We start from the raw sequence: 21,592 nt of genomic DNA on the forward strand, positions 1-21,592 counted from the left end.
CTCCACCGCTTCGCGGTCCCCCTCCCCCAACGGGGGAGGATTTTCCTGGGCGGCCTCATCGCATGCGCCTCACGCCGGCGAAGGGGTCGGGGTCGGCCTCGGCTTCCTCGAAGCCGAAGTGCTGGAAGCCGGCGCGCATCTCGGGGCTGAGGGGGGCTTCCACGATCAGCTTGCCGCCGGAGGGGTGATCCAGCTCGATCCGGCGGGCGTGGAGCTGGAGCTTCAGGGGGCCGGACAGCTCGGCGCTGCGTTCATCGCCGTATTTGGGGTCGCCGAGGATGGGGTGGCCGATGGCCTTCATGTGGGCGCGCAGCTGGTGCGTGCGGCCGGTGAAGGGGCGGAGCGCCAGCCACGACGCCCGCTGGCCCGCGTGGCTGATGAGGGCATAGGCCGTCTCGGCGGGTTCGGCGCCGTGCTCCTTGGCGTCGGCGGGACGCATGATCTCGAAGTCGTTGATGCCGGTCTTCTTCAGCGGCAGGTCGATCTGGCCAGCGGTGGGCTTGGGCAGGCCGATGACCAGCGCCCAGTAGGTCTTCTTGGCCTGACGCCGGGCAAACGCGCCGGCGAGGCGCTTGGCGGCCTCGGGGCCCTTGCCGAGCAGGAGGACGCCGGAGGTGTCGCGGTCCAGCCGGTGGACCAGGCGCGGGCGCTCCATCCCCTCCCCCCAGGCCGACAGCAGGCGGTCGACGTGGCGGGTGGTCTTGGTGCCGCCCTGGACGGCCAGGCCCCAGGGCTTGTTGAGCGCGATGACGAGATCGTCCTCGTAGATCACCAGCGACTTGGCGAAGGCGACGTCGGCGGGGCTGAGCGCCTGATGCTCGCCCGGCGCGCGGACAACGGCGTCGGGGATGGGCGGGACGCGGACGGCGGCGCCGGCGGTCAGGCGGCCTTCGGGCCTGATACGGGCCCCGTCGACGCGGATCTGGCCGCTGCGGGCCATCTTCTGGACCTGGATGTTGGACAGGTGGGGCCAGCGACGCCGGAACCAGCGGTCCAGGCGGATGCCGTCCTCCGCCTCGGCGACGTAGAGCGTCTTGACCTCGCGCTTGGGGGCCTCGTCGGTCACAGGGCGGCTCCGAAGACGCGGCGGGCGATCATCAGACCGAGGACCAGGGCGGCGCAGGACAAGATGACCGACAGGGCGACGTATGCGGCGGCGAGGCCGAACTGACGTCGCTCGATCATCTGGACGGTCTCCAGCGAGAAGGCCGAGAAGGTGGTGAAGCCGCCGAGCAGGCCGACGGCGGCGAACAACCGAACGCTCTCGCCCCCCTGCCCGCGCTGGGCCAGCCAGCCGACGAGCAGGCCCATGAGAAGGCCGCCGATGACGTTGGCGGACAGCGTCGCCCACGGCCAGGCCGCGCCGGGCGCGAGACGCGCGGCCGCGAGCCCCGCGCCATAGCGGGCCATGCTGCCGAGCGCTCCGCCCAGGCCGACGATGAGGAGACGTTCCATTGTGCGCGGCTTATAACGCCGATTGCGGCGAAGCGAAGGGAGGCGCGCATGCACGATCTGGGACTGGCGGTCGTCCACCATGTGCTGGTGTTCGGTCTGGCCATCATGTTGGCGATGGAGCTGGCCTATCTGAGGGCCGATCCCGTGCCCGTGACGCGACTGGCGAGGCTGGACGCAGGCTATGGCGGGGTCGCGGTGCTGGTACTGATCGTCGGCGTCGCGCGGGTGATCTGGGGCGCCAAGGGCTGGGTCGCCTATGAGGGCAATTCCTGGTTCTGGGCCAAGATCGCGACTTTCACGGTGATCGGGCTGATCTCGATCCTGCCGACCATACGGTTCATCCGCTGGAGCCGGGCGCTCAAGGCGGACGCAGGCTTCCGGCCGCCCGCGGGCGAGGTGGCGAAGACGGCGTTATGGGTGCGCATCGAGGTGCTGCTGCTGTTCCCGCTGGTCGGCTTCGCGGCAGCGATGGCGCGGTCCTGAAACCAAGGTGTCGGAAACTTCACTTGCCGCCGTTCAGGGTTAACGGCGATATCAGTCTTCGCTTTCGGCGCGAAGGGCGTCGGAAGCTTGGCCGGATCGGTCTAGGGTCATGACCATGTCGCAACAGGACCAGCCGCCCCCCTCCGCGCCGCCGCCGATCCTGCCGCCCGTCGAGGTCGAGCCGGCGGGGACGGCCACGCGCGCTGATCGGGGCGAGCCGCCCCCCATTCCGCGCTCACGGCCAGAGCCGACGACAGCCCAGGAAGGCATCCTGCGGCCGATCCAGGAGAGCGACTATTTCACGCTGGATCCCGAGGCGATCTCGGTGATCTCGGCCAACATCGACCGGTATTTCAACCAGGCGCTGGACATCTTTCCGTTCTGGGAGACCGAGAACAAGCCGGATCGCTTCCACGTCCTCTACACCCGCCAGATCGAGGAGCGATTCCCCGCCGACGCCGACATTCGGGGGCGGATCTTCGGCTACGGACGCCGGGTGTTCGACGCGCTGCGCATTCACGTCATCATCAAGCGGCTGACGCAGGGCCTGGCGCTGATCGGTTTCGCCGCCATGGCGATCCTGGGACCGACGCTGTTTGCGGAGTGGACGGGCGGCCAGCCTCAGGGGCTGGGGCTGGCGGTTCTGGGCATGCTGATCACCGCGGGGCTGTTCTACGGCGTATCGGCCATCCTGTTCGTGCAGTACCGGTTCCGGCTGGAGAACGATTCCTACGAGCTGTCGCGCGAGATCGTGCAGCGGACGCGCGAGCTGCAGAATCTGTTCACCAACGCCCGAGCCCTGTCGGACCAGGCCGAGACGACCTACGCCACCGACGGCAAGGGCTGGGGCCAGAGGGCGCTGTTCCTGACGCGGCTGGTCCTTTGGCTGGGCGCGCGAATGGAGCATCTGGAGAAATACGCCCAGCTGGAGCTGTGGCGCGTGCGGCGCGAGCGGTACTGGATGCGCTGGGTCGGGCGGATCACGACGCCGTTCGTCCTGGTCGTCTGGCTGGCGGTCTTCGCCTTCTGGCCAGCGCCGGCAGGCAATGAGGTCGGATTCCGCGTGCTGCAGGGCGTGGCGCTGCTGATGGGTCTGATCGTGTCGTGGCTATCCTATTACCGCTGGCAGACGCCGACGGCGGCGGTGAAGGACAAGCTGGGGCTGGACGGCTGGGTCCGCTATGCCTCGCTGGACCTGGACAACACCATCGGCGACCAGGTGCGGCGCGACAAGGAACGGCTGGTCGAGTACCGGGCCCTTACCCGCGGCCGCTGATCGCGGCGCGGACCTCGCGCGCGTCGTAAGCCTCGCCCCGATCCGGCATGGGGCCGCGCCCCAGCCGGACCTCTAGCACAGTGGAGGTCGGCGAAGGGCCGCTGAAATTCAGGCCTACGCCGACGCCCACACCCGACCCGGAATGGCGGTAGCCGCCATATCGGCCCGAACTGGAGCCGTAGCCGACCGAGACGTTCGGCCGGAACCCGCCCGCGCTGTCCGGACGACCGTCGACATAGCGCTGCGTGACCTCGAACCAGTCATAGCCCTGTTCCAGCGTCAGCTCGGCCGCACGTAGCAGGGCAAGGTCCGCCACGGGCCCCGGCGCGCCGACGCCGTTATAAGTGACGCGATAGCGGTCGCTCTCGATCCGCTGTTCAGCATAGCCCTGCCCGCCGGGTCCCCCTTGCGGGCCATAGGGCGCGAGCGAGGCGCAGGCGGCGAGCGACAGGGCCGAGGCGGCGATGGCGAGGATACGGATCATGGCGACGCTTCCTTTGGGACGTTAAGCGCGGGAAGGACGGGCGCGTTCCTTCTCCCCTTGCGGGAGAAGGATCACAGCATGAGCCCCATCGCCTCCGCCAGAGCTCTGAAGTCTTCCGGCGGCTCGGCGGTGAGCGTCCGCTCGCCGCCGTCGGGATGCGGAAACCTCAGCGCCGCCGCGTGCAGCATCAGACGGGGTGCCGCCCGGCCCGCCGCCGTCAGCGCCCCGCCATAGCGGACGTCTCCAATCAGGGGCCGCCCGATGTGGGCCATGTGAACCCTCAGCTGATGCATCCGCCCGGTGAAGGGCTGGAGTTCGACCAGCGCCCCCTCCTCACTCGCCGACAGGGTGCGGTATCGGCTGCGCGAGCCTTGCGCCCCCTTCGTGTCGAAGGCAGCGATGCGCATATAGCTCTCACGCCCGATCTCCTGCCGGATCAGGGGCACATTGATGTCGCCCTCGCTCGGCTCGGGCGCGGACGAGACCAGCGCCAGATAGGTCTTGGTCAGCCGCCGCGCCTCGATCGCCTTGCCCAGGAACCCCGCCGCCGGCTTGGTTTTCGCCGCCAGGATGACGCCGGAGGTGTCGCGGTCCAGCCGGTGGACCAGTTCGGGCCGCTTGCCGTTCGACCGGGCGAAGGCCCAAAGCAGGTCGTCCAGGGTGTGGGCCTTTATGCGGCCGCCCTGACTGGACAGGCCCGCGGGCTTTGCGAAGGCGATGACCGCCGCGTCCTCATGGATGACCCACGAACGGACCGCGGCAATCTCTTCGGGGCTCAGGGAAACGGGGGCGCGGGTCACCCCGTGCGCTTAGCGGAGCAGGCCGCGCTTCGCCATCATGCGGCTGTACCAGACGAAGAAGACGCACCCGACGAAGATTACCGCCTGCATGATCCAGGTCCCTTCCGGCATCACCTCGGCCTGATCCGACAGGGCATAGGCGTAGACGAGGCTGCCGACGTAGGCGATCAGCGACACCCCGAAGACCGGGACCGCCAGCCTGTTTCTGAGTAGCAGCAGCACGGTCCCCAGCATCGCCCCCCACACCCCGATGGCCCAGACGGCGGTCATCCACGCAGGCATGGCCTCGTAGCTGGCGATCTGCGCGTCGGTCATGCCCATCTGGCGCAGCCAGGTTTCGCCCTGCAGCGCCGTCATGGTGTAGTCGATACAGCCGAAGGCGTTCCACAGCAGGCCCACGACCCCGACCACCCAAAGGTGCCATGGTGTCCGCGCGCCCGACGACGCGCTCATGATGCTGACCATTGTCCCCTCCCAAGGATCGTTCAGATCGGAGACGATACGCCGATCAAGCGTGGCGGCAAGCTAGGAGCCCTCCGCCCTCGCCGCCCGCAACGCCGCCCAGCGTTCCAGCCGCGCCTTGACCTTCTCCTCGTGGCCTTCGCCTTTCGGGGCGTAGAAGACGCGGCGGTCCATGCCGTCGGGGAAGTAGTTCGCCCCGGAGAACCCGTCCTCGGTCGAGGGGTCGTACTGGTAGCCCGCGCCGTAGCCGAGCGACTTCATCAGCTTGGTCGGCGCGTTGCGGATATGGGCGGGCGGCATGAGGGAGCCGGTCTCGCGCGCGGCTTTCGACGCCGCCTTCCAGGCCTCATAGACGGCGACCGACTTCGGCGCGGTGGCCAGGTGGACGACGGCCTGGGCCAGGGCGAGCTCGCCCTCGGGCGAGCCGAGGAAGTCGTAGGTGTCCTTGGCCGCGTTGGCGACCAGCAGGGACAGGGGATCAGCCTGGCCGATGTCCTCCACCGCCATCCGCACGATGCGACGCGCGAGATAGAGCGGGTCCTCGCCGCCATTCAGCATACGGGCGAGCCAGTAGAGGGCGGCGTCGGGATCCGAACCGCGTACCGATTTATGAAGCGCGGATATGAGGTTATAGTGCTCTTCTCGACTCTTGTCGTAAGCCGGAGCGCGCTTCTGCAGGACGCTCGCCAGCCCCTGGACATCCAGCGGCTCGGGCGGCAGGGCGAACAGGGTTTCGGCCATGGTGAGCAGGTATCGACCGTCCCCATCAGCGAGCGCCAGCAACGCCTGACGCGCTTCAGGCCGGAGCGGAAGCGGTCGGCCCTCGTTATCCTCAGCACGCGTCAACAGTTGATCTAGCGCCGCGTCGTCCAGCCGCTTGAGCACGAAGACCTGGCTGCGGGACAGGAGCGCGCCGTTCAGCTCGAACGAGGGATTCTCGGTCGTGGCGCCGACCAGGGTGACGACCCCCTCCTCCACGAAGGGCAGGAAGCCGTCCTGCTGGGCGCGGTTGAAGCGGTGAATCTCGTCGACGAACAGCAAGGTCGACTGCCCGGCCGCGCGGCGAACCCGGGCCTGTTCGAACGCCTTTTTCAGGTCCGCGACGCCCGAGAAGACCGCGCTGATCGACTGGTACTGATAGCCCGCCGCCGTCGCCAGCAGCCGGGCGATGGTGGTCTTGCCCGTGCCCGGCGGTCCCCACAGGATCATCGACCCCAGCCGCCCGGCCTCGACCATGCGACGGATGGGTCCACCCTCGCCCAGCAGATGGTCCTGGCCCACCACCTGGTCCAGCGAGGCGGGCCTCAGGCGGTCGGCCAGCGGCGCGTCCCCCTTGTCGCTTTCTGGCGGATGGACGCCCGAGGCTTCGAAAAGATCGGTCATGCCGCTATGGTGGGGGCTGACGTCGCCGAAAGAAAGCGCTGCCGATGGCCGAACCCGATCCCATTCCGACCGGTGTCATCCCCTATCTGAGCATCCCCGGGCGGGGCGGACAGGCGGCGGTGGAGTTCTATCAGCGCGCCTTCGGGGCCGAGGAACTGTTCCGCAACCTGGCCGAGGACGGCGAGCGGCTGATGCACAGCCGACTGCGGATCAACGGCGGCCTGATCATGCTGTCCGACGAGTTTCCCGAATACGGCAATCCGGTCGACGTCGAACCCGCTGGCGTCGCCCTGCATCTCCAGGTCGACGACGCCGACGAATGGTGGGCCCGGGCCCTGACGGCCGGGGCCGTGCCCGTCATGCCCCTGGCGGACCAGTTCTGGGGCGATCGCTATGGCCGCGTGATGGACCCCTTCGGCCACTGCTGGTCCATCGCCAGCGCGATCAAGGGCTAATCCCTAGCGCAGCACCCCCGTCAGGCGTCGACCCTGCCGTTCGATTGTGACCTCCGACGCGCCGAGGCGAGCCAGGGCCTGTGGGGATGTCACCACCCTGCCATTGACCTCACGCACCAGGTCGCCGGGGCGCAGGCCCGCCCGGGCTGCATAACTGCCGCGCTGGACCGAAGTGATCAGCAAACCCGTGGCGAAGGGATCGCCGCCGAGGCGGTCGGCCAGCGCCGGATTGAGCGCCGCGATCTCCGCCCCTGAGAAGGGGCCGTCCTGGATGAGGAGGCCGTCACCCTTGGCGTCACCGGGCAGGGTCTGGACGCGGGCACTTATGGTCTGGGTCCGGCCGTCGCGCATCACGGTCACAGCCACCACCTCGTTCGGGCTCTTGGTGCCCACACGGAAGTTCAGGCCGCTCTGGTCATTGACCTCGGCCCCGTCGATGGCGGTGATGACGTCGCCTTCGCGCAGACCCGCCCGGTCGCCGGGCCCACCTTGATACAGCTCGGTGACGATCAGGCCCTGTGGGCGCGACAGGCCCAGCGAGCGAGCGATCGCGGCGGTGACGCTCTCGCCCTTCACGCCCAGCCAGGGCCGCACGACCATGCTCTCGCCGCCGAGCGCTGAATCGACCACCCGCCGCACCATCGAGGCCGGGACCGCGAAGCCCACCCCCGCCGACGACCCCGAGCGCGAGAAGATCGCCGTATTGATGCCGATCAGGTCGCCGTCCATGTCGACCAGGGCCCCGCCGGAGTTGCCCGGATTGATGGCGGCGTCGGTCTGGATAAAGGAGCCGGAGTCGGAGATGCCGGTCTCGGTCCGGTTCAGGGCCGAGATGATGCCGTTGGTCACCGTCTGGCCCACGCCGAACGGATTGCCGATGGCCAGGACCAGATCGCCCACCTCCTGCTCCTCGCGGTCGTCGATGGCCAGAACGGGAAGCTGCTCGGTCACGCCCTGGAGCTGGAGCACGGCGATGTCGGAGCGTTCGTCGGCGAGGATGATCTCGGCGGGAAACTCACGCCGGTCGTTCAGGACCACACGGATCTGCTGGGCACCCTGAATGACGTGGTTGTTGGTCACGACGATGCCGTCGGAACGCACGATGACGCCCGACCCGGCGGACTCGGCTACGCGCTCGCGCGGAATGCCGCCGCCGAAGAACTGGAAAAAGGGCTCGGCCTGCACGCGCTGGATCGACCGGGCCGAGATGTTGACCACCGCCGGTGCCGCCTGACGCACAACCGGGGCGAAACTCTGCTTCATCGACGTCGCGTCGGTCGGAGCCTGACGCTCGGTCGGTTCGGCGAACACGCCGTCCTGGGCCTTGGAGCTGTTGGCGTTCCCGCACGCGGCCAGCGTCAGGGCCACGGCGATGGCGAGCGAAGAGGTCTTCATGGCGGTCCAGTTCGGTGTCATGCAGAACCTTATATCTGTAGCGCTTTCGGGCCGCTTCAAGGCGTCGGGATTCCAGCAATGTCCGACATTGCGAAAGCGTCATGCCTGCCGCCTTGCCCTCGACCTTCGGGCGCGAGAAGTTATCGATCCAACTCAGGAGACGCCCATGCCCCGCAAGACCGTTCTCGCCGCAGCCTTCGCAGGCCTTCTGATGGCCTTCCCGGCCCTGTCGCAGGAAGCCCAGACGGGCGAATACGCCGACGCCCTGCGCCGCATGATCACCGAAACGGCCTCCGGGACCTGCCCCGAAGACGTCATGGGCGGCGGCCTGCTCGAGGCATGCCGTCAGCAGCTCGCCCAGATGTCGGCGGGGCTGGCCAGCCTCGGAGCCATCGAGACCATGACCTTCGTCCGCGCCGAGGACACCCCGAACGGCCGCGTCGAGACCTGGGCCGTCCGCTTCGCCTCGGGCCAGACGCTGAACTGGGGTATCGGCGGCGTCCAGGACGGCAAATACACCGTCGCCTACGCCGGCGGGGCCTGACGCGCGAAGGAGCGGCCTACGTCCGCTTTTGACGTAGGCGCGGGTCATGCTGTGCCCATGACCGACACCTATCGCACCCGTTCCCCGGAAACCTGGAACGCGGCGCGCGACGCCTATCTCGCCGGCGAGACGGCCGAGAGCGTCTGCGCGCGGTTCGACCTCGGCCAGCGCACCTTTCGCGCCCGCGCCGCCGCCGAGGGGTGGCGCCGCGCGGACCAGCCCGACCCAGAACCCCTGGCGGCGACGCTCGAAGGCACCGACGACCTCGACGACGCGGACGACGCGGTCCTCAGCCATATCGCTCGCTCCCAGATGGCCCGGGCTGCGCGGCGGGGTCTGGTGGGCGAGGCGCTTCGCTGGGCCCGCTTCGGCGAGGCGATCCAGCGGATGGCCCGGATCCGCGAGTCTGACGACCACGCGCAGGCGCTACGCAAGGCGCGAGCGCAGCGCGCCGCCAGCCGGGAAGCCAACAGCCTTCTTGACGAGGTCACCGCCAGCGCCCGCTCGATCGAGGTTCAGGCGCGCACCATTCTGGCCACTGAACGCGCGGCCGCTCGCCTGCGCTCGATCGGCCCGCACGATCTGCACGATCTGCACCCGAAATCCGACGCTGACACGCCTGACGAGGCGCCGCCCCGGCCCATGAGCCGCGCCGAGCGTCGCCGGGCACAGAGCAAGGCCCGAAAACGACGGTGACGGCCCCTCCGGACCTGTCGAAAGCTTAATCCCACGCCGCTTGCCGACCGCCCCTGACCGGGCGAAGGTCCGGCCATGACCTCGGTGATCGAAACGCGCGGCCTGACCAAGACCTACGGGTCTGTTCGGGCTCTCGACGGCCTCAGCCTCAGCATCCCGCGCGGCGGGGTCTATGGCGTTCTGGGCCCCAACGGCGCGGGCAAGTCGACCCTGTTCCGCATCCTGCTGGGCCTGATCCGGCCCACGGCGGGAGAGGCCTCGGTGATGGGCGGGGCCGTTGGCGACGTCGCGGCGTCCCGCCGAATGGGCTCCATGATCGAGACACCGCGTTTTCCGCCCTTCATGACGGCGCGTCAGGTGCTGGAGTGGCTGTCGGCCGCCCACGGGCTGAAGGCCGACGCCGCGCGCGTCTCGGGCTGGCTCGAACGGGTGGGCCTGGCCGAGGCCGCCGACCGCCGGGTGCGGGGCTTTTCCGTTGGCATGCTCCAGCGCCTGGGCGTGGCCGCCGCCCTGATCACCGAGCCCGAGCTGGTCATCCTCGATGAACCCACCAGCGGCATGGACCCGCCCGGCATCCAGGAAATGCGGGCCCTGATCCGGTCGCTGTCCGAACGCGACGGCATCACCGTGATCCTCGCCAGTCACCAGCTTCTGGAGGTCCAGCGCGTCTGCGATCGCGTGGCCATCCTGAACCGGGGCAAGCTGGTGCGCGAAGGCGCGGTCAGCGACCTGACCTCGGCGGGCGAGCGGCTGCGCCTGTCGGTGACGCCCATTTCGAAGACGCTTGAAGTGCTGGCCGCCCTGCCGAACGCCCACGGTTCGCTGGAAGGCGACGCCGTCATGGCCGCCCTGCCCCGCGCCGAGGCCCCCGCCCTGCTGCGCGCCCTGATCGAGGGCGGCGTCGATGTCGACGAGGCCCGTTGGGTCGGCGCCGACCTGGAGGCCGTGTTCATGACCGAGACCGGATCGGTCCAGATGCCGGAGACCCTTCATGCTGGCTGACGCGATCCGCTCCGAGACCTACCGCTTCACCCGTAACCGGATGGCCATGTTCTGGTCGATCCTGTTCGTGCCGGTCCTGTTCCTGGCCATTGGCACGGCGGTGCAGTTCTTCACCAAGGCCCGTATGGCCGAGATGTCGGAAGCCCTGCCGCCAGAACTGACCGCCGAGGGCGGACCGCTGGCCGCGTCAGGGCCGCTGGATCTGGGTCAGGGGCTGCTGGCCCAGGCGGGAGATTTCGCCAATCCCATCGTCATGCTGTTCGTCCTGATCGGGGCGGCCATCATCTATGCCGGCGACTACCGCTGGGAGACCTGGCGGCTGACCAGCGCGAGAAACACACGGATCAATCTGGTGGCGGGCAAGGTGGCGCTCGTGTTCGGCGTCGTTCTCGTCGCCCTGCTGACGTGGCTCGTCTTCGGCATGATCGGCGAACTGATCAAGGGCGCGATCTTCGAGCGCCCCCTGACCTTCACCTTCGCCGACGAACGGCCCGGCCAGTTCGCGGGCCTGATCGGCGTGACCGTCGCGCGAGTGATGCAGTTCACCATGATCGGCCTACTGGCCGCCGTCATGACCCGGTCCCTGCTCGCGGCCCTGTTCGTGCCGATGGTGGTGGCGATCGGCCAGTTCTTCCTGATGCAGGCCATGCCGCTCCTGGCCTGGACCCCGGGCGACGTCCAGGCACACCTGCTCATCCCCGGCCTGTCGCACGACAGCCTCAAGCTGCTGCTTCAGGGCGGCCCGGACGCAGCCTCGGCTCCGGACGGTCTGGCGTGGAAGGCGATCACGGGCCTGGCGATCTGGACGATCGTCCCCCTCGTCGCCGCCCTCGCCTGGTTCAGCCGGCAGGACCTGTCGAAGGAATAGGGCCTCAGTCCTCGTCCGGCGCGCCCAGCGGGAAATAGCTCCGATAGGGCCGCGCCTCGTCCAGCGCGCGGGCATAGCTCGGCCGCGCCAGCAGCCGCCGGCGATAGGCCCACAAGTGCTCGAACCGCTGGGGGATCGCATGGGTCCAGTGGGCGTAGAGCAGGCCCGGCGCGGCACCGCAGTCCGCCAGGCTGAAGGTCTCGCCCGCGGCCCAGGTCCGGGTGGCCATGACGGCGTCCAGCCAGGCGTAGGCGGTCTCCAGCTTCGCGCGAGCCTCGGCGTCGGCGATGGGGTCGCGATCGGCCTCGGGGCGGAGCGCGTTGTAGATGATGCGCTGCTGGTTCGCCTGGAGGTGGTTGTCGAACACCCTGTCCATGAAGCGGACCTCCAGCGCGGCCTCGGGGTCGGCCGGGATCAGGGGTGTCTCCGGCGCGATCTGGTCCAGCCGTTCGATGATGATGGAGGTCTCGGCGAAGACGCGGCCGCCCTGCTTCAGGATCGGGAACTGGCCGAAGGGCCAGACGGCTTTCAGCTCATCCATCGCGCCGGGTTGCTCGAGGTTCCGGTGCTCGAACGGGAGGCCCTTCTCGTAGAAGGCGACGAGGGCCTTCTGGCAGTAGGAGGAGAAGGGGTGGCTGTAGAGAACGAGGTCGGTCATCCGCCGATCCTGCAACCGCGTCGCGCGGCGGCCAAACGAAAAGGGCGACCCGGTCGCCCGGATCGCCCTTTCAGATCGTCAGCGATGAAGCCGAGGCTCAGGCCTCGTCATCGCCCTCGTAGGACATGACCGGACCCGAGTCCTGGCCCTTGGCCGAGACGTCGCGGTCGACGAACTCGATGACGGCCATCGGAGCGTTGTCGCCGTGACGGTAGCCGGCCTTCATGATGCGGATGTAGCCGCCGTTGCGGTCGGCGTAGCGCGGGCCGATCGTCTCGAACAGCTTGCCGACCTGGGTCACATCGCGGACCTGGCTGATGGCCTGACGGCGGGCGTGCAGGTCGCCCTTCTTGCCGAGCGTGACCAGCTTCTCGACGAAGGGCCGCAGCTCCTTGGCCTTGGGCAGGGTCGTCGTGATCTGCTCGTGCTTGATCAGCGAGGCGGCCATGTTGGCGAACATGGCCTGGCGGTGGCTGACCGTACGGCCGAGCTTGCGATAGGCGGCGCCGTGGCGCATCGGGGTCTCTCCTACTCAACCCCGGTTTCCGACAGAGCCGGACCTGGGGCTTTTCCTTCTAACCGCTCCGCGACCCGGGGGCCTTGGGCGGAGGGTTGAAACTAGATCTGGTCGTCGAACTTCTTGGCCAGATCTTCGATGTTTTCGGGCGGCCAGTTCGGCACGTCCATGCCGAGCGACAGACCCATGGAGGTCAGGACCTCCTTGATCTCGTTCAGCGACTTGCGGCCGAAGTTCGGGGTGCGAAGCATCTCGCCCTCGGTCTTCTGGATCAGGTCGCCGATGTAGACGATGTTGTCGTTCTTCAGGCAGTTGGCCGAGCGGACCGACAGCTCCAGCTCGTCGACCTTCTTCAGCAGGGCCGGGTTGAACGGCAGGTCCGGCTTGCCTTCGGTGGCCTCGACGGCCTTCTTGGGCTCTTCGAAGGTGATGAAGATCTGCAGCTGGTCCTGAAGGATGCGCGAGGCGTAGGCCACCGCGTCCACCGGCGAAACCGCGCCGTTGGTCTCGACTTCCATGATCAGCTTGTCGTAGTCCAGCGACTGGCCCTGACGGGTCGGCTCGACGCGATAGGCGACGCGCTTGACCGGCGAATACAGGGCGTCGACGGCGATCAGGCCGATCGGGGCGTCTTCCGGGCGGTTGAACTCGGACGCGACATAGCCCTTGCCGTTCTGGACGGTCAGTTCCATGCGGATCGAGGCACCATCGTCCAGCGTGCAGAGCACGTGATCGGGGTTCAGGACCTCGATGTCGGCCGGCGCGTCAATCTGGCCGGCGGTGACAGGCCCAGGGCCGGTGGCGCGCAGCGTCATGCGCTTGGGGCCCTCGGCGTGCATGCGCAGCGCCAGCTGCTTGATGTTCAGCACGATGTCGACGACGTCCTCGCGCACGCCTTCCAGCGACGAGAACTCGTGCACCACGCCGTCGATCTGGATGGCGGTCACAGCCGCGCCTTGCAGCGACGACAGGAGAACGCGGCGGAGCGCATTGCCGAGCGTCACGCCAAAGCCGCGCTCCAGAGGCTCGGCCACCAGACGCGCCTTGCGCTGCGCGTCGGAACCCAGCTCGATCTGCGGCTTCTCGGGACGGATCAGCTCTTGCCAGTTACGTTCGATCATAGGTGTCCCTAACGAGTGTCGCCGGTTCCCCTGACCTCGTCAGGTGAGGCGGAACCAGCGGAGAATGAGGTCAGCGGCGGTCTACGAAGCGGCGCTTAGACGCGGCGACGCTTGGGCGGACGGCAGCCGTTGTGCGGCATCGGGGTGACGTCGCGGATGGTGGTGATGGTCATGCCGACGGCCTGAAGGGCACGCAGCGCCGACTCGCGGCCGGAACCCGGACCCGAGACGTTGACTTCCAGGGTGCGGACGCCGTGCTCGGCGGCCTTCTTGCCCGCGTCTTCGGCGGCCATCTGGGCGGCGTAGGGCGTCGACTTGCGCGAACCCTTGAAGCCCATGTGACCGGCCGACGACCAGGAAATCGCGTTCCCCTGCGCGTCGGTGATGGTCACCATGGTGTTGTTGAAGGACGCATTCACGTGGGCGACGCCCGAGGTGATGTTCTTGCGCTCGCGCTTCTTTACGCGACCCGGTTCCTTGGCCATCAGCTAGCTCTCTTACTTCTTCTTGCCGGCGATCGGCTTGGCGGGACCCTTGCGGGTGCGGGCGTTGGTGTGGGTGCGCTGGCCGCGGACCGGCAGGCCCTTGCGGTGACGCAGGCCGCGGTAGCAGGCCAGGTCCATCAGACGCTTGATGTTCATCGAGGTCTCGCGGCGCAGGTCGCCCTCGACGGTGTGATCCTTGTCGATGGTCTCGCGGATCTGCAGGACCTCGGCGTCGGTCAGCTGGTTGACCCGGCGCGAGGCCTCGATGCCGACCTTCTCGGTGATCTCCTGGGCGGACTTGGGTCCGATGCCATGGATATACTGCAGCGCGATGACGACGCGCTTGTTGGTCGGGATGTTGACGCCAGCGATACGGGCCACGAAGCTCTCCAGATACGCGTTTCCGGACGCAACAAACGCTCCGGTCAACAGACCAGGAGCGTGGCGCCCTTCGCGGGAAGCGCGCCTTATACAGGTGATTCAGGTTCCGTCAACGCCCGTTGCCGTCGGCAACAGTCACCCCTGTCGCCCGAACTGGACGAAGACGGTCACGCGGAAGCCCTCGACCACACGGCCCGAGGCCGTGGTCGGCGGGCGGAAACGGAAGTGGGTCTCGGCGATGCGGACGGCGGCGTCGCCGAAACCCAGGCCGCCCGGCGTCTCGTCCACGATGCGGCAGGCCTCGAGCCGGGTGTCGGCACGGATGACGCAGTTGACCGAGGCGCGGCCGGGGATGCGGCGACGGCGGGCCTCTGGCGGCACGAAGTCCATGATCTCCCCGTTGGAGGCGCCGCGCAGGATCTGGGCGCCCGTGCCCGATCCCGGTCCGGCTCCCTCTCCGGTTCCGGTGCCCGTGCCCGTCCCCTCCCCGCCCTGACCGAGGCCGCTGTTCAGGGTGACGGTCGGAGAGGCCCCGACGACGAGGGTGGGTTCAGGGGCAGGCGTCGGCGGAAGGACGGGAAGTTCGGGACGGACGCGCGGCGGGTCCGGCGGCCGGTTGACCCGCGACGCGGCGGCGGGCGCCCCCCCGCCGGGATCAGCAGCGGGCTCTGGATCCGGCAGAGGTGGCGGTGGAGGCGGCGGCGCAATCTCCAACAGCTCGACCGAGATCGGCAGTTGCAGGGGGATTGGCGGTGGCGAAGCGCGCGACAGTCCGATGGCGGCCAGGACACCGACATGGGCGGCCACGACCGTGGCGACCACGGCCGGGCGGGTCCATCGCTTCGCTTTCGCGTCTGACAGGAACTGGGCCACGCGTCGGGGTATCATCGGGGTCATGAACGCATGAGACGGCGAAGCGTCACCTTGCGTTCATTTGGCCGGCGACGCGAGCCTCAGGCGGTCTTGCCGTCCAGAGCCGCATCGATCGCGGCGGCCACGCTGTCGATCGAGCCCATGCCGTCGACCTCGGTCAGGAGGCCCTTGTCCCCGTAATAGGGCAGGAGCGGCGCGGTGTTCCTGTTGTAGGCGTCCAGCCGGACCTTGAAGCTGTCCGGGTTGTCGTCCGGACGGCCCTGGTCGGCGTAGCGTTTGGCGATCCGCTCCATCAGGGCCGCGTCGTCGACTTTCAGCCGCACGACGTGGTCGATCTTCTTGTCCAGCTTGGCCAGCATGGCGTCCAGCGCCTCGGCCTGCGGCACCGTTCGGGGGAAGCCGTCGAAGATGGCCCCGCCCGCGTCCTCGGCCTCCTTCAGTCGGGCCTCGATGAGGGCGATGACGATGGCGTCACTGACCAGCTCGCCACGCGACATGATCGCCTGGCATTCCAGACCCAGCTTCGAGCCCGAGGCGATGGCTTCGCGCAGCATGTCGCCGGTCGATAGCTGGACCATGCCGCGCTGTTCGACCAGCCGCTTGGCCTGCGTGCCCTTGCCGGCCGCCGGGGGCCCAAAGAGGATCAGGTTCATTCCGAGGCCCCCCTTGAGCCGGTGCTAGCGGCGCACGGGCGCGGGCGCGCCCCGGCCACCACGACCGCGCAGCTTGGCCTTCTTGATGAGGCCCTCGTACTGGTGCGCCAGAAGCTGTGACTGAATCTGCGCCACCGTGTCCATGGTCACCGAGACGACGATCAGGATCGAGGTGCCGCCGAAATAGATGCCGCCCATCTGGTTGACCATGAACTCGGGCAGCAGGCAGACGGCGGTGATGTAGGCCGCGCCGATCACCGTCAGACGGGTGAGGACGTAGTCCAGATACTCCGCCGTGCGCTTGCCCGGACGGATGCCCGGCAGGAAGCCGCCGTATTTGCGCAGGTTCTCGGCCGTGTCCTCGGGATTGAAGGTGATCGAGGTGTAGAAGAAGCAGAAGAACACGATCAGCGCGCCGTAGAGGGCGATGAACAGCGGCTGGCCCTGTTGCAGCTGACCGGTAACGACCGGGAGCCAGTCCATCCAGCCCGGCAGGTCCGCCGTGGCCGTGAGCTGCGCAACCGTGGTCGGCAACAGCAGCAGCGACGAGGCGAAGATCGGCGGAATGACGCCGGCCGTGTTCACCTTCAGCGGCAGGAAGCTGCGCTCCCCGCCCGCCATGCGATTGCCTTCCTGACGCTTGGGATACTGGATCAGCAGACGCCGCTGAGCCCGCTCCATGAAGACGATGAAGACGACGAGCGCGATCGCGAGAGCGGCGATGAAGAGCAGCATGAAGACCGACATCTGCCCTTGCTGGGCCAGGCCCAGCAGACGAGCGGTCGCGCTGGGCAGCAGCGCCACGATGCCGGCGAAGATGATCAGCGAGATGCCGTTGCCGACGCCACGCGCCGTGACCTGTTCGCCCAGCCACATCAGGAACATGGTGCCGCCCGTCAGGCTGACGACCGTGGTGACGATGAAGAACAGGCCCGGCTCATCGACCAGACCCTGCTGGGCGTTGAGGCCGACCGCGATGCCGAACGACTGGGCCAGCGCCAGGGCAACCGTCAGGTAGCGCGTGTACTGGTTCAGCTGCTTCCTGCCGCTCTCGCCGCCTTCCTTCTTCAGCTTCTCCCACGGCGGATAGACCGCGCCCATCAGCTGCACGATGATCGAGGCCGAGATGTAGGGCATCACGTTCAGGGCGAAGACGGCCATCCGCTCGACGGCGCCGCCCGAGAACATGTTGAACATATCCAGCACACCCCGTTGACCATCCGGGTTCTGGAAGAACTGGAGAAAGGCCTCGGAGTTGATCCCCGGGATCGGGATGTAGGTCCCGATGCGATAGACCAGCAGCGCCATCAGCGTGAACAGCAGGCGCTTGTGCAGCTCGGTCGCCTTGGCGAACGAGCCCATGTTCATATTCGCGGCGAGTTGTTCGGCGGCCGAAGCCATGTGTCGTTACCCCGACTGATCAGAACGCGGCGCATCGACGAGAATCCGACGCCATCGTCCAGATAGGCGACGGGCGGCCTCTTGGGGAGACCGCCCGCGCTTTATTGTTACGCCTTGGCCGAAGCGGAGCGCTTGGCGCGGGCCGAGACCTTGTTGGCGTCGCCCAGGCGCGGCTTGGCGGCAGGCGCCTTGCCCTTGGCGGCGTTGCGCTTCTCGACGCGGGCGGCGGCCTTGGCCTCGGCTTCGATGCGCTGCTCGACGACCGAGCCGCCGGCGGCCTCGATCGCCTTCTTGGCGCCGGCGGACGCCGACCAGACGACCAGGTTCAGCTTGGCCTTGACCTCGCCAGTGCCCAGCAGACGCACGCCGTCCTTGGTGCGGCGGATCACGCCAGCGGCCACCAGGGCGTCACCGTTGATCTCGGACTTGGCGTCCAGCTTCTTGGCGTCCACGGCGTCCTGCAGACGCCACAGGTTCACTTCGGCGAGCTTGAGCGCGTTGGGATTGTTGAAGCCGCGCTTGGGCATGCGCATGTAGAGCGGCATCTGACCGCCCTCAAAGCCGCCGATGGCGACGCCGGAACGCGACTTCTGGCCCTTGACGCCCCGACCAGCGGTCTTGCCCTTGCCCGAGCCCGGGCCCCGGCCGACGCGCATGCGCTTCTTGTGAGCGCCCTCGTTGTCGCGGATTTCATTCAGTTTCATATGCCTGATCCTTTCGGGTTCTAGCGCCTGGCTGGGCCAGACTCGGCTGTTTGATGAGGTTCGAGGTTCCAGGGATCAGGTTCTAGGGCCAAGACGGGAAGAGCAAACTCGATCTCCCTCGAACCTAGAACCCATCCCCTCGAACCTACTTCTCGACGATCTCGGTCAGGTGCGAGACCTTGGCGATCATGCCGCGGACCGAGGGAGTGTCCTCCAGGGTCTTTTCGCGGCCGACGCGGTTCAGGCCCAGGCCCACCAGGGTGGCGCGCTGGTCCGACTTGCGGCGGATCGGACTGGCGGTCTGGCGGACGGTGACCGTCGCGGCTTCCTTCTTCGCCATGTCTTAGGCCTCCACGGTTTCGGGCGCGGCCTCGGGGGCCGAGGCGCCGTCGTTGCGGCGGCCCATCAGGTCGGCGACCTTCTTGCCACGCTTGGAGGCGACCTGACGCGGCGAGGACTGAACCTTCAGAGCCTCAAACGTCGCGCGGATCATGTTGTAGGGGTTCGACGAGCCGGTCGACTTGGCGACCACGTCGGCGACGCCCAGGGTTTCCAGGACGGCGCGCATCGGACCGCCGGCGATGACGCCGGTTCCCGGAGGAGCCGCGCGCATCATGATCTTTCCGGCGCCCCAACGGCCATTGCCGTCGTGGTGCAGGGTGCGGTTCTCGCGAAGCGGGACCCGGATCATGGTCTTCTTGGCTTCCTCGGTCGCCTTGCGGATGGCTTCCGGCACTTCGCGCGCCTTGCCGTGACCGAAGCCGACGCGGCCCTTGCCGTCGCCGACGACCATCAGGGCCGCGAACGAGAACCGGCGGCCGCCCTTAACGGTGGCGGCGACGCGGTTGATGTGCACCAGCTTCTCGACGATGTCCGAATCCGGACCGTCGGCGGCGGGAGCGTTGGAGTTGCGGTTGTCGCGACGGTTGCGGTCGTTGCCGCCTTGTCCGCCGCCACGCTGGGGTGCCTGGGCCATCTGTCGGTCCTTAGAAGTTCAGGCCGGCTTCACGCGCGGCATCCGCCAGCGCCTTCACCCGACCGTGATAGATGTAACCGCCGCGGTCGAAGACCACGTCCTTGACGCCCTTCTCGATGGCGCGTTCGGCGACCAGCTTGCCGATCTTGGCAGCGGCCTCGACGTTCGAGCCCTTGGAGACGCCGGCCTTGTCGCCTTCCAGCGACGAGGCCGAAGCCACCGTGATGCCCTTGGCGTCGTCGATGATCTGCGCCGAGATGTTCTTGTCCGAACGGTGGACCGACAGGCGCAGGCGGCCGTTGGCCACGGCCTTGAGGCGGCGACGGGTGCGCTCGGCGCGACGCTTGGCGTTTTGCTTGAGAGTCGTGGCCATGGCTTACTTCTTCTTGCCTTCCTTGCGGCGGACCTTCTCGCCGGCATAGCGGACGCCCTTGCCCTTGTAGGGCTCCGGCGGACGCAGCTTGCGGATGTTGGCGGCCAGTTCGCCGACGACCTGCTTGTCCGGGCCAGAGATCTTGATCTCGGTCTGCTTCGGCACCGCGAAGGTCACGCCGGCCGGAGCCTTGATGTCCACTTCGTGCGAGAAGCCCAGCTGCAGCGACAGGTCGTTGCCCTTCATGGCGGCGCGATAACCCACGCCGACCAGTTCGAGGTTGCGCTCGAAGCCGGTGGTGACGCCGGTGACCATGTTGTCGACCAGGGTCCGCGACAGGCCCCACATCGCGCGAGCGCGCTGGGTGTCCGAACGGATCTCGAAGGTCAGCTGATCGCCGTCCAGCTTGGGCTCGACTTCCTCGGCCACGGTCCAGGACCGCTCGGCCTTGGGACCCTTGACGGTGACGGTCTGGCCGTCGAGCGTGATGGTCACGCCCTTCGGCACGGTGATGGGACGTTTTCCGATACGGGACATCTTAGTAGACCCTGCAGAGGACTTCGCCGCCGACGTTGGCGTCGCGGGCTGCGGCGTCGGACATGACGCCCTTGGAGGTCGACAGGATCGAGATGCCCAGGCCGTTCTTGACCGGCTTCAGGTCGCTGATCGCCGAATAGACGCGGCGGCCGGGCTTCGACACGCGGGCGATCTCGGCGATCACCGGCTGGCCGTCGAAGTACTTGAGCTCGATCTCGAACTGCGGGAACTCGCCCGGGTTCTGGACCAGGTTATAGCCACGGATGTAGCCCTCGTCCTGCAGCACGTCGAGGACGCGCTGGCGCAGGCGCGAGGCCGGCGTCAGGACCTTGGAACGCTTGCGCATGGCCGCGTTCTTCATGCGGGCGATCATGTCGCTCAGGGGATCGTTGATCATCATGTCTGTCGCTCCCCTTACCAGCTGGACTTGGTCAGGCCCGGGATCTGACCCAGGTTGCCGAGCTCACGCAGGGCGATACGGCTCATCTTGAGCTTGCGGTAGAAGGCGCGCGGACGACCCGTAACCTCGCAGCGGTTGCGGATCCGGACGGCCGCCGAGTTGCGGGGCAGTTCGGCCAGCTTCAGGCGAGCGTCGAAACGCTCTTCCAGAGGCAGGCTCTCGTCGTTCGCGATCGCCTTCAGGGCGGCGCGCTTCGCGGCATACTGCGCAACCTTGGCCTTGACCATTTCGTTGCGGTTTACGGCGCTTTTCTTAGCCATTGTGCTTTTCCCTTCCCGCTCAGTTCTTCACGAACGGGAACTTGAACTCGGTGAGAAGCGCGCGCGCCTCGTCATCGGTCTTGGCCGTGGTGCAGACGATGATGTCCATGCCCCACATCTGGTCGATCTGGTCGTAGTTGATCTCCGGGAACACGATGTGCTCCTTCAGACCCATGGCGTAGTTGCCGCGGCCGTCGAACGACGTCGGCTTCAGGCCCCGGAAGTCCTTCACGCGCGGCAGGGCGATCGTGATCAGACGGTCCAGGAACTCGTACATCTGGTCGCCGCGCAGAGTGACCTTGCCGCCCACGACCATGCCTTCGCGCAGCTTGAAGCCGGCGATGGAGTTGCGGGCCTTGGTCGGCACGGCCTTCTGGCCGGCGATCTGGGTCAGGTCCTTGAGGGCGGCGTTCGCCTTCTTGGAGTCCGCCACGGCTTCGCCGATGCCCATGTTCAGCACGATCTTCTCGAGCTTGGGCGTCTGCATCGGGTTGGTGTAACCGAACTTCTCGGTCATCACGGCCTTGATGCGCTCGTTGTACTCGGTCTTGAGCCGGGGAATGTACTTCTCGGTCGCCATCAGATGACGTCTCCCGTGGTCTTGGCGAAACGAACCTTCTTCTCGCCGTCCATGCGGAAGCCGACGCGGGTCGCCTTGCCGTTGGCGTCGGCGATCGCGACGTTCGAGACGTGGATCGACGCTTCCTTGTTCTTGATACCGCCCTGGGGGTCGCCCTGGGACGGACGGGTGTGACGCTGGACCATGTTGATCCCGGTCACGACGACGCGGTTCTCGGTGGGCAGCACCTTGGCGACTTCGCCCGTGCGGCCCTTGTCCTTGCCGGTCAGGACGACGACGCGGTCGCCCTTCTTGATCTTGGCGGCCATGG

The 21,592-nt window shown here is 67.8% G+C and carries 30 protein-coding genes and 1 pseudogene; 7 read left to right on the plus strand and 24 right to left on the minus strand.

The features are described from left to right. Positions 1-55: 55 nt before the first annotated feature. Positions 56-1,066 carry an RluA family pseudouridine synthase gene (locus IP78_RS07615; RefSeq protein WP_054111100.1) on the minus strand — a complete coding sequence of 337 codons (1,011 nt, stop codon included), beginning with the start codon at positions 1,064-1,066 and terminating at the stop codon, positions 56-58. Next, positions 1,063-1,455 carry a fluoride efflux transporter CrcB gene (gene crcB, locus IP78_RS07620; RefSeq protein ID WP_054111101.1) on the minus strand — a complete coding sequence of 131 codons (393 nt, stop codon included), beginning with the start codon at positions 1,453-1,455 and terminating at the stop codon, positions 1,063-1,065. The genes IP78_RS07615 and crcB overlap by 4 nt, the downstream gene beginning before the upstream one ends. 48 nt (positions 1,456-1,503) lie before the next feature. Here crcB and IP78_RS07625 point away from each other — a divergent pair, with 48 nt between their 5' ends. Next, positions 1,504-1,938: a DUF2214 family protein gene (locus tag IP78_RS07625; protein ID WP_054111102.1), complete on the plus strand. Its 435-nt coding sequence runs from the start codon at positions 1,504-1,506 to the stop codon at positions 1,936-1,938. A gap of 109 nt (positions 1,939-2,047) precedes the next feature. After that, positions 2,048-3,214: a hypothetical protein gene (locus tag IP78_RS07630; protein WP_231680953.1), complete on the plus strand. Its 1,167-nt coding sequence runs from the start codon at positions 2,048-2,050 to the stop codon at positions 3,212-3,214. On the opposite strand, the gene IP78_RS07635 is transcribed toward IP78_RS07630, so the two are convergent. From IP78_RS07635 to IP78_RS07650, 4 genes are all read right to left on the minus strand, one after another. Continuing rightward, positions 3,198-3,698 (minus strand): hypothetical protein, encoded by a 501-nt coding sequence (locus IP78_RS07635; RefSeq protein WP_054111103.1) that lies wholly within the window; start codon positions 3,696-3,698, stop codon positions 3,198-3,200. The two genes, IP78_RS07630 and IP78_RS07635, sit on opposite strands and share 17 nt — an antisense overlap. A gap of 71 nt (positions 3,699-3,769) precedes the next feature. Next, the gene (locus IP78_RS07640) at positions 3,770-4,498 is read right to left on the minus strand and encodes an RluA family pseudouridine synthase (RefSeq protein ID WP_054111104.1); all 729 of its coding nucleotides are present in this window, start codon (positions 4,496-4,498) and stop codon (positions 3,770-3,772) included. Positions 4,499-4,507: 9 nt separating this feature from the next. Further along, on the minus strand, positions 4,508-4,963 hold the full coding sequence (locus IP78_RS07645) for a hypothetical protein (RefSeq protein ID WP_054111105.1): 456 nt from the start codon (positions 4,961-4,963) through the stop codon (positions 4,508-4,510). A gap of 60 nt (positions 4,964-5,023) precedes the next feature. After that, positions 5,024-6,343: a replication-associated recombination protein A gene (locus tag IP78_RS07650; protein ID WP_054111106.1), complete on the minus strand. Its 1,320-nt coding sequence runs from the start codon at positions 6,341-6,343 to the stop codon at positions 5,024-5,026. A gap of 44 nt (positions 6,344-6,387) precedes the next feature. Between IP78_RS07650 and IP78_RS07655 the strand changes: the two genes are divergently transcribed. Next, positions 6,388-6,798, plus strand: coding sequence for a VOC family protein (locus IP78_RS07655; protein WP_054111107.1), 411 nt, complete (start codon positions 6,388-6,390; stop codon positions 6,796-6,798). 3 nt (positions 6,799-6,801) lie between these two features. Here the strand turns inward: IP78_RS07655 and IP78_RS07660 are convergent, their stop codons facing one another. Beyond that, a complete protein-coding gene (locus IP78_RS07660; RefSeq protein ID WP_054111168.1) occupies positions 6,802-8,193 on the minus strand; it encodes a Do family serine endopeptidase in 1,392 nt (463 codons plus the stop codon). A gap of 166 nt (positions 8,194-8,359) precedes the next feature. On the opposite strand from IP78_RS07660, the gene IP78_RS07665 reads away from it, so the two are divergent. The 4 genes from IP78_RS07665 (at position 8,360) to IP78_RS07680 (ending at position 11,303) form a co-directional block, all read left to right on the plus strand. Beyond that, complete coding sequence (locus IP78_RS07665; RefSeq protein ID WP_054111108.1) at positions 8,360-8,737, plus strand: hypothetical protein; 378 nt, start codon at positions 8,360-8,362, stop codon at positions 8,735-8,737. Positions 8,738-8,794: 57 nt separating this feature from the next. Next, complete coding sequence (locus tag IP78_RS07670; protein ID WP_054111109.1) at positions 8,795-9,433, plus strand: hypothetical protein; 639 nt, start codon at positions 8,795-8,797, stop codon at positions 9,431-9,433. Positions 9,434-9,508: 75 nt separating this feature from the next. Beyond that, a complete protein-coding gene (locus tag IP78_RS07675) occupies positions 9,509-10,435 on the plus strand; it encodes an ABC transporter ATP-binding protein (protein WP_054111110.1) in 927 nt (308 codons plus the stop codon). Further along, complete coding sequence (locus IP78_RS07680; protein ID WP_054111111.1) at positions 10,425-11,303, plus strand: ABC transporter permease; 879 nt, start codon at positions 10,425-10,427, stop codon at positions 11,301-11,303. The genes IP78_RS07675 and IP78_RS07680 overlap by 11 nt, the downstream gene beginning before the upstream one ends. 4 nt (positions 11,304-11,307) lie before the next feature. Here IP78_RS07680 and IP78_RS07685 read toward each other — a convergent pair whose 3' ends face one another. From IP78_RS07685 to rplX, 17 genes and pseudogenes are all read right to left on the minus strand, one after another. Then, positions 11,308-11,961 carry a glutathione S-transferase family protein gene (locus IP78_RS07685; RefSeq protein WP_054111112.1) on the minus strand — a complete coding sequence of 218 codons (654 nt, stop codon included), beginning with the start codon at positions 11,959-11,961 and terminating at the stop codon, positions 11,308-11,310. A gap of 97 nt (positions 11,962-12,058) precedes the next feature. Continuing rightward, on the minus strand, positions 12,059-12,478 hold the full coding sequence (rplQ, locus tag IP78_RS07690; protein WP_029417745.1) for a 50S ribosomal protein L17: 420 nt from the start codon (positions 12,476-12,478) through the stop codon (positions 12,059-12,061). A 101-nt stretch (positions 12,479-12,579) separates the two neighbouring features. Beyond that, entirely contained in the window at positions 12,580-13,599 is a 1,020-nt protein-coding gene (locus IP78_RS07695) for a DNA-directed RNA polymerase subunit alpha (protein WP_054111113.1), read from the minus strand. Positions 13,600-13,694: 95 nt separating this feature from the next. Continuing rightward, complete coding sequence (rpsK, locus tag IP78_RS07700) at positions 13,695-14,084, minus strand: 30S ribosomal protein S11 (RefSeq protein WP_029417742.1); 390 nt, start codon at positions 14,082-14,084, stop codon at positions 13,695-13,697. Between the two features lie 12 nt (positions 14,085-14,096). Beyond that, positions 14,097-14,465: a 30S ribosomal protein S13 gene (gene rpsM, locus IP78_RS07705; protein WP_029417740.1), complete on the minus strand. Its 369-nt coding sequence runs from the start codon at positions 14,463-14,465 to the stop codon at positions 14,097-14,099. Between the two features lie 135 nt (positions 14,466-14,600). Next, a complete protein-coding gene (locus IP78_RS07710; protein ID WP_197272409.1) occupies positions 14,601-15,353 on the minus strand; it encodes an energy transducer TonB in 753 nt (250 codons plus the stop codon). Positions 15,354-15,418: 65 nt separating this feature from the next. Then, positions 15,419-15,991 carry an adenylate kinase gene (locus tag IP78_RS07715; protein WP_054111115.1) on the minus strand — a complete coding sequence of 191 codons (573 nt, stop codon included), beginning with the start codon at positions 15,989-15,991 and terminating at the stop codon, positions 15,419-15,421. Between the two features lie 24 nt (positions 15,992-16,015). Next, positions 16,016-17,392 (minus strand): preprotein translocase subunit SecY, encoded by a 1,377-nt coding sequence (secY, locus tag IP78_RS07720; protein ID WP_054111116.1) that lies wholly within the window; start codon positions 17,390-17,392, stop codon positions 16,016-16,018. A 263-nt stretch (positions 17,393-17,655) separates the two neighbouring features. Then, a pseudogene (gene rplO / locus IP78_RS07725) lies at positions 17,656-18,096 on the minus strand (50S ribosomal protein L15); the annotation flags it as partial. Positions 18,097-18,241: 145 nt separating this feature from the next. After that, on the minus strand, positions 18,242-18,436 hold the full coding sequence (gene rpmD, locus IP78_RS07730) for a 50S ribosomal protein L30 (RefSeq protein ID WP_054111118.1): 195 nt from the start codon (positions 18,434-18,436) through the stop codon (positions 18,242-18,244). Between the two features lie 3 nt (positions 18,437-18,439). Next, a complete protein-coding gene (rpsE, locus tag IP78_RS07735; protein ID WP_054111119.1) occupies positions 18,440-19,072 on the minus strand; it encodes a 30S ribosomal protein S5 in 633 nt (210 codons plus the stop codon). A 10-nt stretch (positions 19,073-19,082) separates the two neighbouring features. After that, positions 19,083-19,445 (minus strand): 50S ribosomal protein L18, encoded by a 363-nt coding sequence (gene rplR, locus IP78_RS07740; RefSeq protein ID WP_054111120.1) that lies wholly within the window; start codon positions 19,443-19,445, stop codon positions 19,083-19,085. Between the two features lie 3 nt (positions 19,446-19,448). Further along, positions 19,449-19,982, minus strand: a complete 534-nt coding sequence (gene rplF / locus IP78_RS07745) for a 50S ribosomal protein L6 (RefSeq protein ID WP_054111121.1) — start codon at positions 19,980-19,982, stop codon at positions 19,449-19,451. A gap of 1 nt (position 19,983) precedes the next feature. After that, positions 19,984-20,382, minus strand: a complete 399-nt coding sequence (gene rpsH / locus IP78_RS07750) for a 30S ribosomal protein S8 (RefSeq protein ID WP_029417723.1) — start codon at positions 20,380-20,382, stop codon at positions 19,984-19,986. A gap of 14 nt (positions 20,383-20,396) precedes the next feature. Next, a complete protein-coding gene (gene rpsN, locus IP78_RS07755; RefSeq protein WP_054111122.1) occupies positions 20,397-20,702 on the minus strand; it encodes a 30S ribosomal protein S14 in 306 nt (101 codons plus the stop codon). A gap of 19 nt (positions 20,703-20,721) precedes the next feature. Continuing rightward, positions 20,722-21,282: a 50S ribosomal protein L5 gene (gene rplE / locus IP78_RS07760; protein WP_054111123.1), complete on the minus strand. Its 561-nt coding sequence runs from the start codon at positions 21,280-21,282 to the stop codon at positions 20,722-20,724. Next, positions 21,282-21,590: a 50S ribosomal protein L24 gene (rplX, locus tag IP78_RS07765; protein ID WP_054111124.1), complete on the minus strand. Its 309-nt coding sequence runs from the start codon at positions 21,588-21,590 to the stop codon at positions 21,282-21,284. The genes rplE and rplX overlap by 1 nt, the downstream gene beginning before the upstream one ends. Positions 21,591-21,592: the final 2 nt, after the last annotated feature.

It is taken from the genome of Brevundimonas sp. AAP58 (assembly GCF_001295975.1).
Classification (GTDB): Bacteria; Pseudomonadota; Alphaproteobacteria; order Caulobacterales; family Caulobacteraceae; genus Brevundimonas.

Bases quoted from the DNA above. Each gene is read 5' to 3' on its own strand.
- crcB (WP_054111101.1), bottom strand. From the start codon at position 1,455: ATGGAACGTCTCCTCATCGTCGGCCTGGGCGGAGCGCTCGGCAGCATG.
- IP78_RS07625 (WP_054111102.1), top strand. From the start codon at position 1,504: ATGCACGATCTGGGACTGGCGGTCGTCCACCATGTGCTGGTGTTCGGT.
- IP78_RS07630 (WP_231680953.1), top strand. From the start codon at position 2,048: ATGACCATGTCGCAACAGGACCAGCCGCCCCCCTCCGCGCCGCCGCCG.
- IP78_RS07635 (WP_054111103.1), bottom strand. From the start codon at position 3,698: ATGATCCGTATCCTCGCCATCGCCGCCTCGGCCCTGTCGCTCGCCGCC.
- IP78_RS07645 (WP_054111105.1), bottom strand. From the start codon at position 4,963: ATGGTCAGCATCATGAGCGCGTCGTCGGGCGCGCGGACACCATGGCAC.
- IP78_RS07650 (WP_054111106.1), bottom strand. From the start codon at position 6,343: ATGACCGATCTTTTCGAAGCCTCGGGCGTCCATCCGCCAGAAAGCGAC.
- IP78_RS07655 (WP_054111107.1), top strand. From the start codon at position 6,388: ATGGCCGAACCCGATCCCATTCCGACCGGTGTCATCCCCTATCTGAGC.
- IP78_RS07660 (WP_054111168.1), bottom strand. From the start codon at position 8,193: ATGAAGACCTCTTCGCTCGCCATCGCCGTGGCCCTGACGCTGGCCGCG.
- IP78_RS07665 (WP_054111108.1), top strand. From the start codon at position 8,360: ATGCCCCGCAAGACCGTTCTCGCCGCAGCCTTCGCAGGCCTTCTGATG.
- IP78_RS07670 (WP_054111109.1), top strand. From the start codon at position 8,795: ATGACCGACACCTATCGCACCCGTTCCCCGGAAACCTGGAACGCGGCG.
- IP78_RS07675 (WP_054111110.1), top strand. From the start codon at position 9,509: ATGACCTCGGTGATCGAAACGCGCGGCCTGACCAAGACCTACGGGTCT.
- IP78_RS07680 (WP_054111111.1), top strand. From the start codon at position 10,425: ATGCTGGCTGACGCGATCCGCTCCGAGACCTACCGCTTCACCCGTAAC.
- IP78_RS07685 (WP_054111112.1), bottom strand. From the start codon at position 11,961: ATGACCGACCTCGTTCTCTACAGCCACCCCTTCTCCTCCTACTGCCAG.
- rplQ (WP_029417745.1), bottom strand. From the start codon at position 12,478: ATGCGCCACGGCGCCGCCTATCGCAAGCTCGGCCGTACGGTCAGCCAC.
- IP78_RS07695 (WP_054111113.1), bottom strand. From the start codon at position 13,599: ATGATCGAACGTAACTGGCAAGAGCTGATCCGTCCCGAGAAGCCGCAG.
- rpsK (WP_029417742.1), bottom strand. From the start codon at position 14,084: ATGGCCAAGGAACCGGGTCGCGTAAAGAAGCGCGAGCGCAAGAACATC.
- IP78_RS07710 (WP_197272409.1), bottom strand. From the start codon at position 15,353: ATGATACCCCGACGCGTGGCCCAGTTCCTGTCAGACGCGAAAGCGAAG.
- IP78_RS07715 (WP_054111115.1), bottom strand. From the start codon at position 15,991: ATGAACCTGATCCTCTTTGGGCCCCCGGCGGCCGGCAAGGGCACGCAG.
- secY (WP_054111116.1), bottom strand. From the start codon at position 17,392: ATGGCTTCGGCCGCCGAACAACTCGCCGCGAATATGAACATGGGCTCG.
- rpmD (WP_054111118.1), bottom strand. From the start codon at position 18,436: ATGGCGAAGAAGGAAGCCGCGACGGTCACCGTCCGCCAGACCGCCAGT.
- rpsE (WP_054111119.1), bottom strand. From the start codon at position 19,072: ATGGCCCAGGCACCCCAGCGTGGCGGCGGACAAGGCGGCAACGACCGC.
- rplR (WP_054111120.1), bottom strand. From the start codon at position 19,445: ATGGCCACGACTCTCAAGCAAAACGCCAAGCGTCGCGCCGAGCGCACC.
- rplF (WP_054111121.1), bottom strand. From the start codon at position 19,982: ATGTCCCGTATCGGAAAACGTCCCATCACCGTGCCGAAGGGCGTGACC.
- rpsH (WP_029417723.1), bottom strand. From the start codon at position 20,382: ATGATGATCAACGATCCCCTGAGCGACATGATCGCCCGCATGAAGAAC.
- rpsN (WP_054111122.1), bottom strand. From the start codon at position 20,702: ATGGCTAAGAAAAGCGCCGTAAACCGCAACGAAATGGTCAAGGCCAAG.
- rplE (WP_054111123.1), bottom strand. From the start codon at position 21,282: ATGGCGACCGAGAAGTACATTCCCCGGCTCAAGACCGAGTACAACGAG.
- rplX (WP_054111124.1), bottom strand. From the start codon at position 21,590: ATGGCCGCCAAGATCAAGAAGGGCGACCGCGTCGTCGTCCTGACCGGC.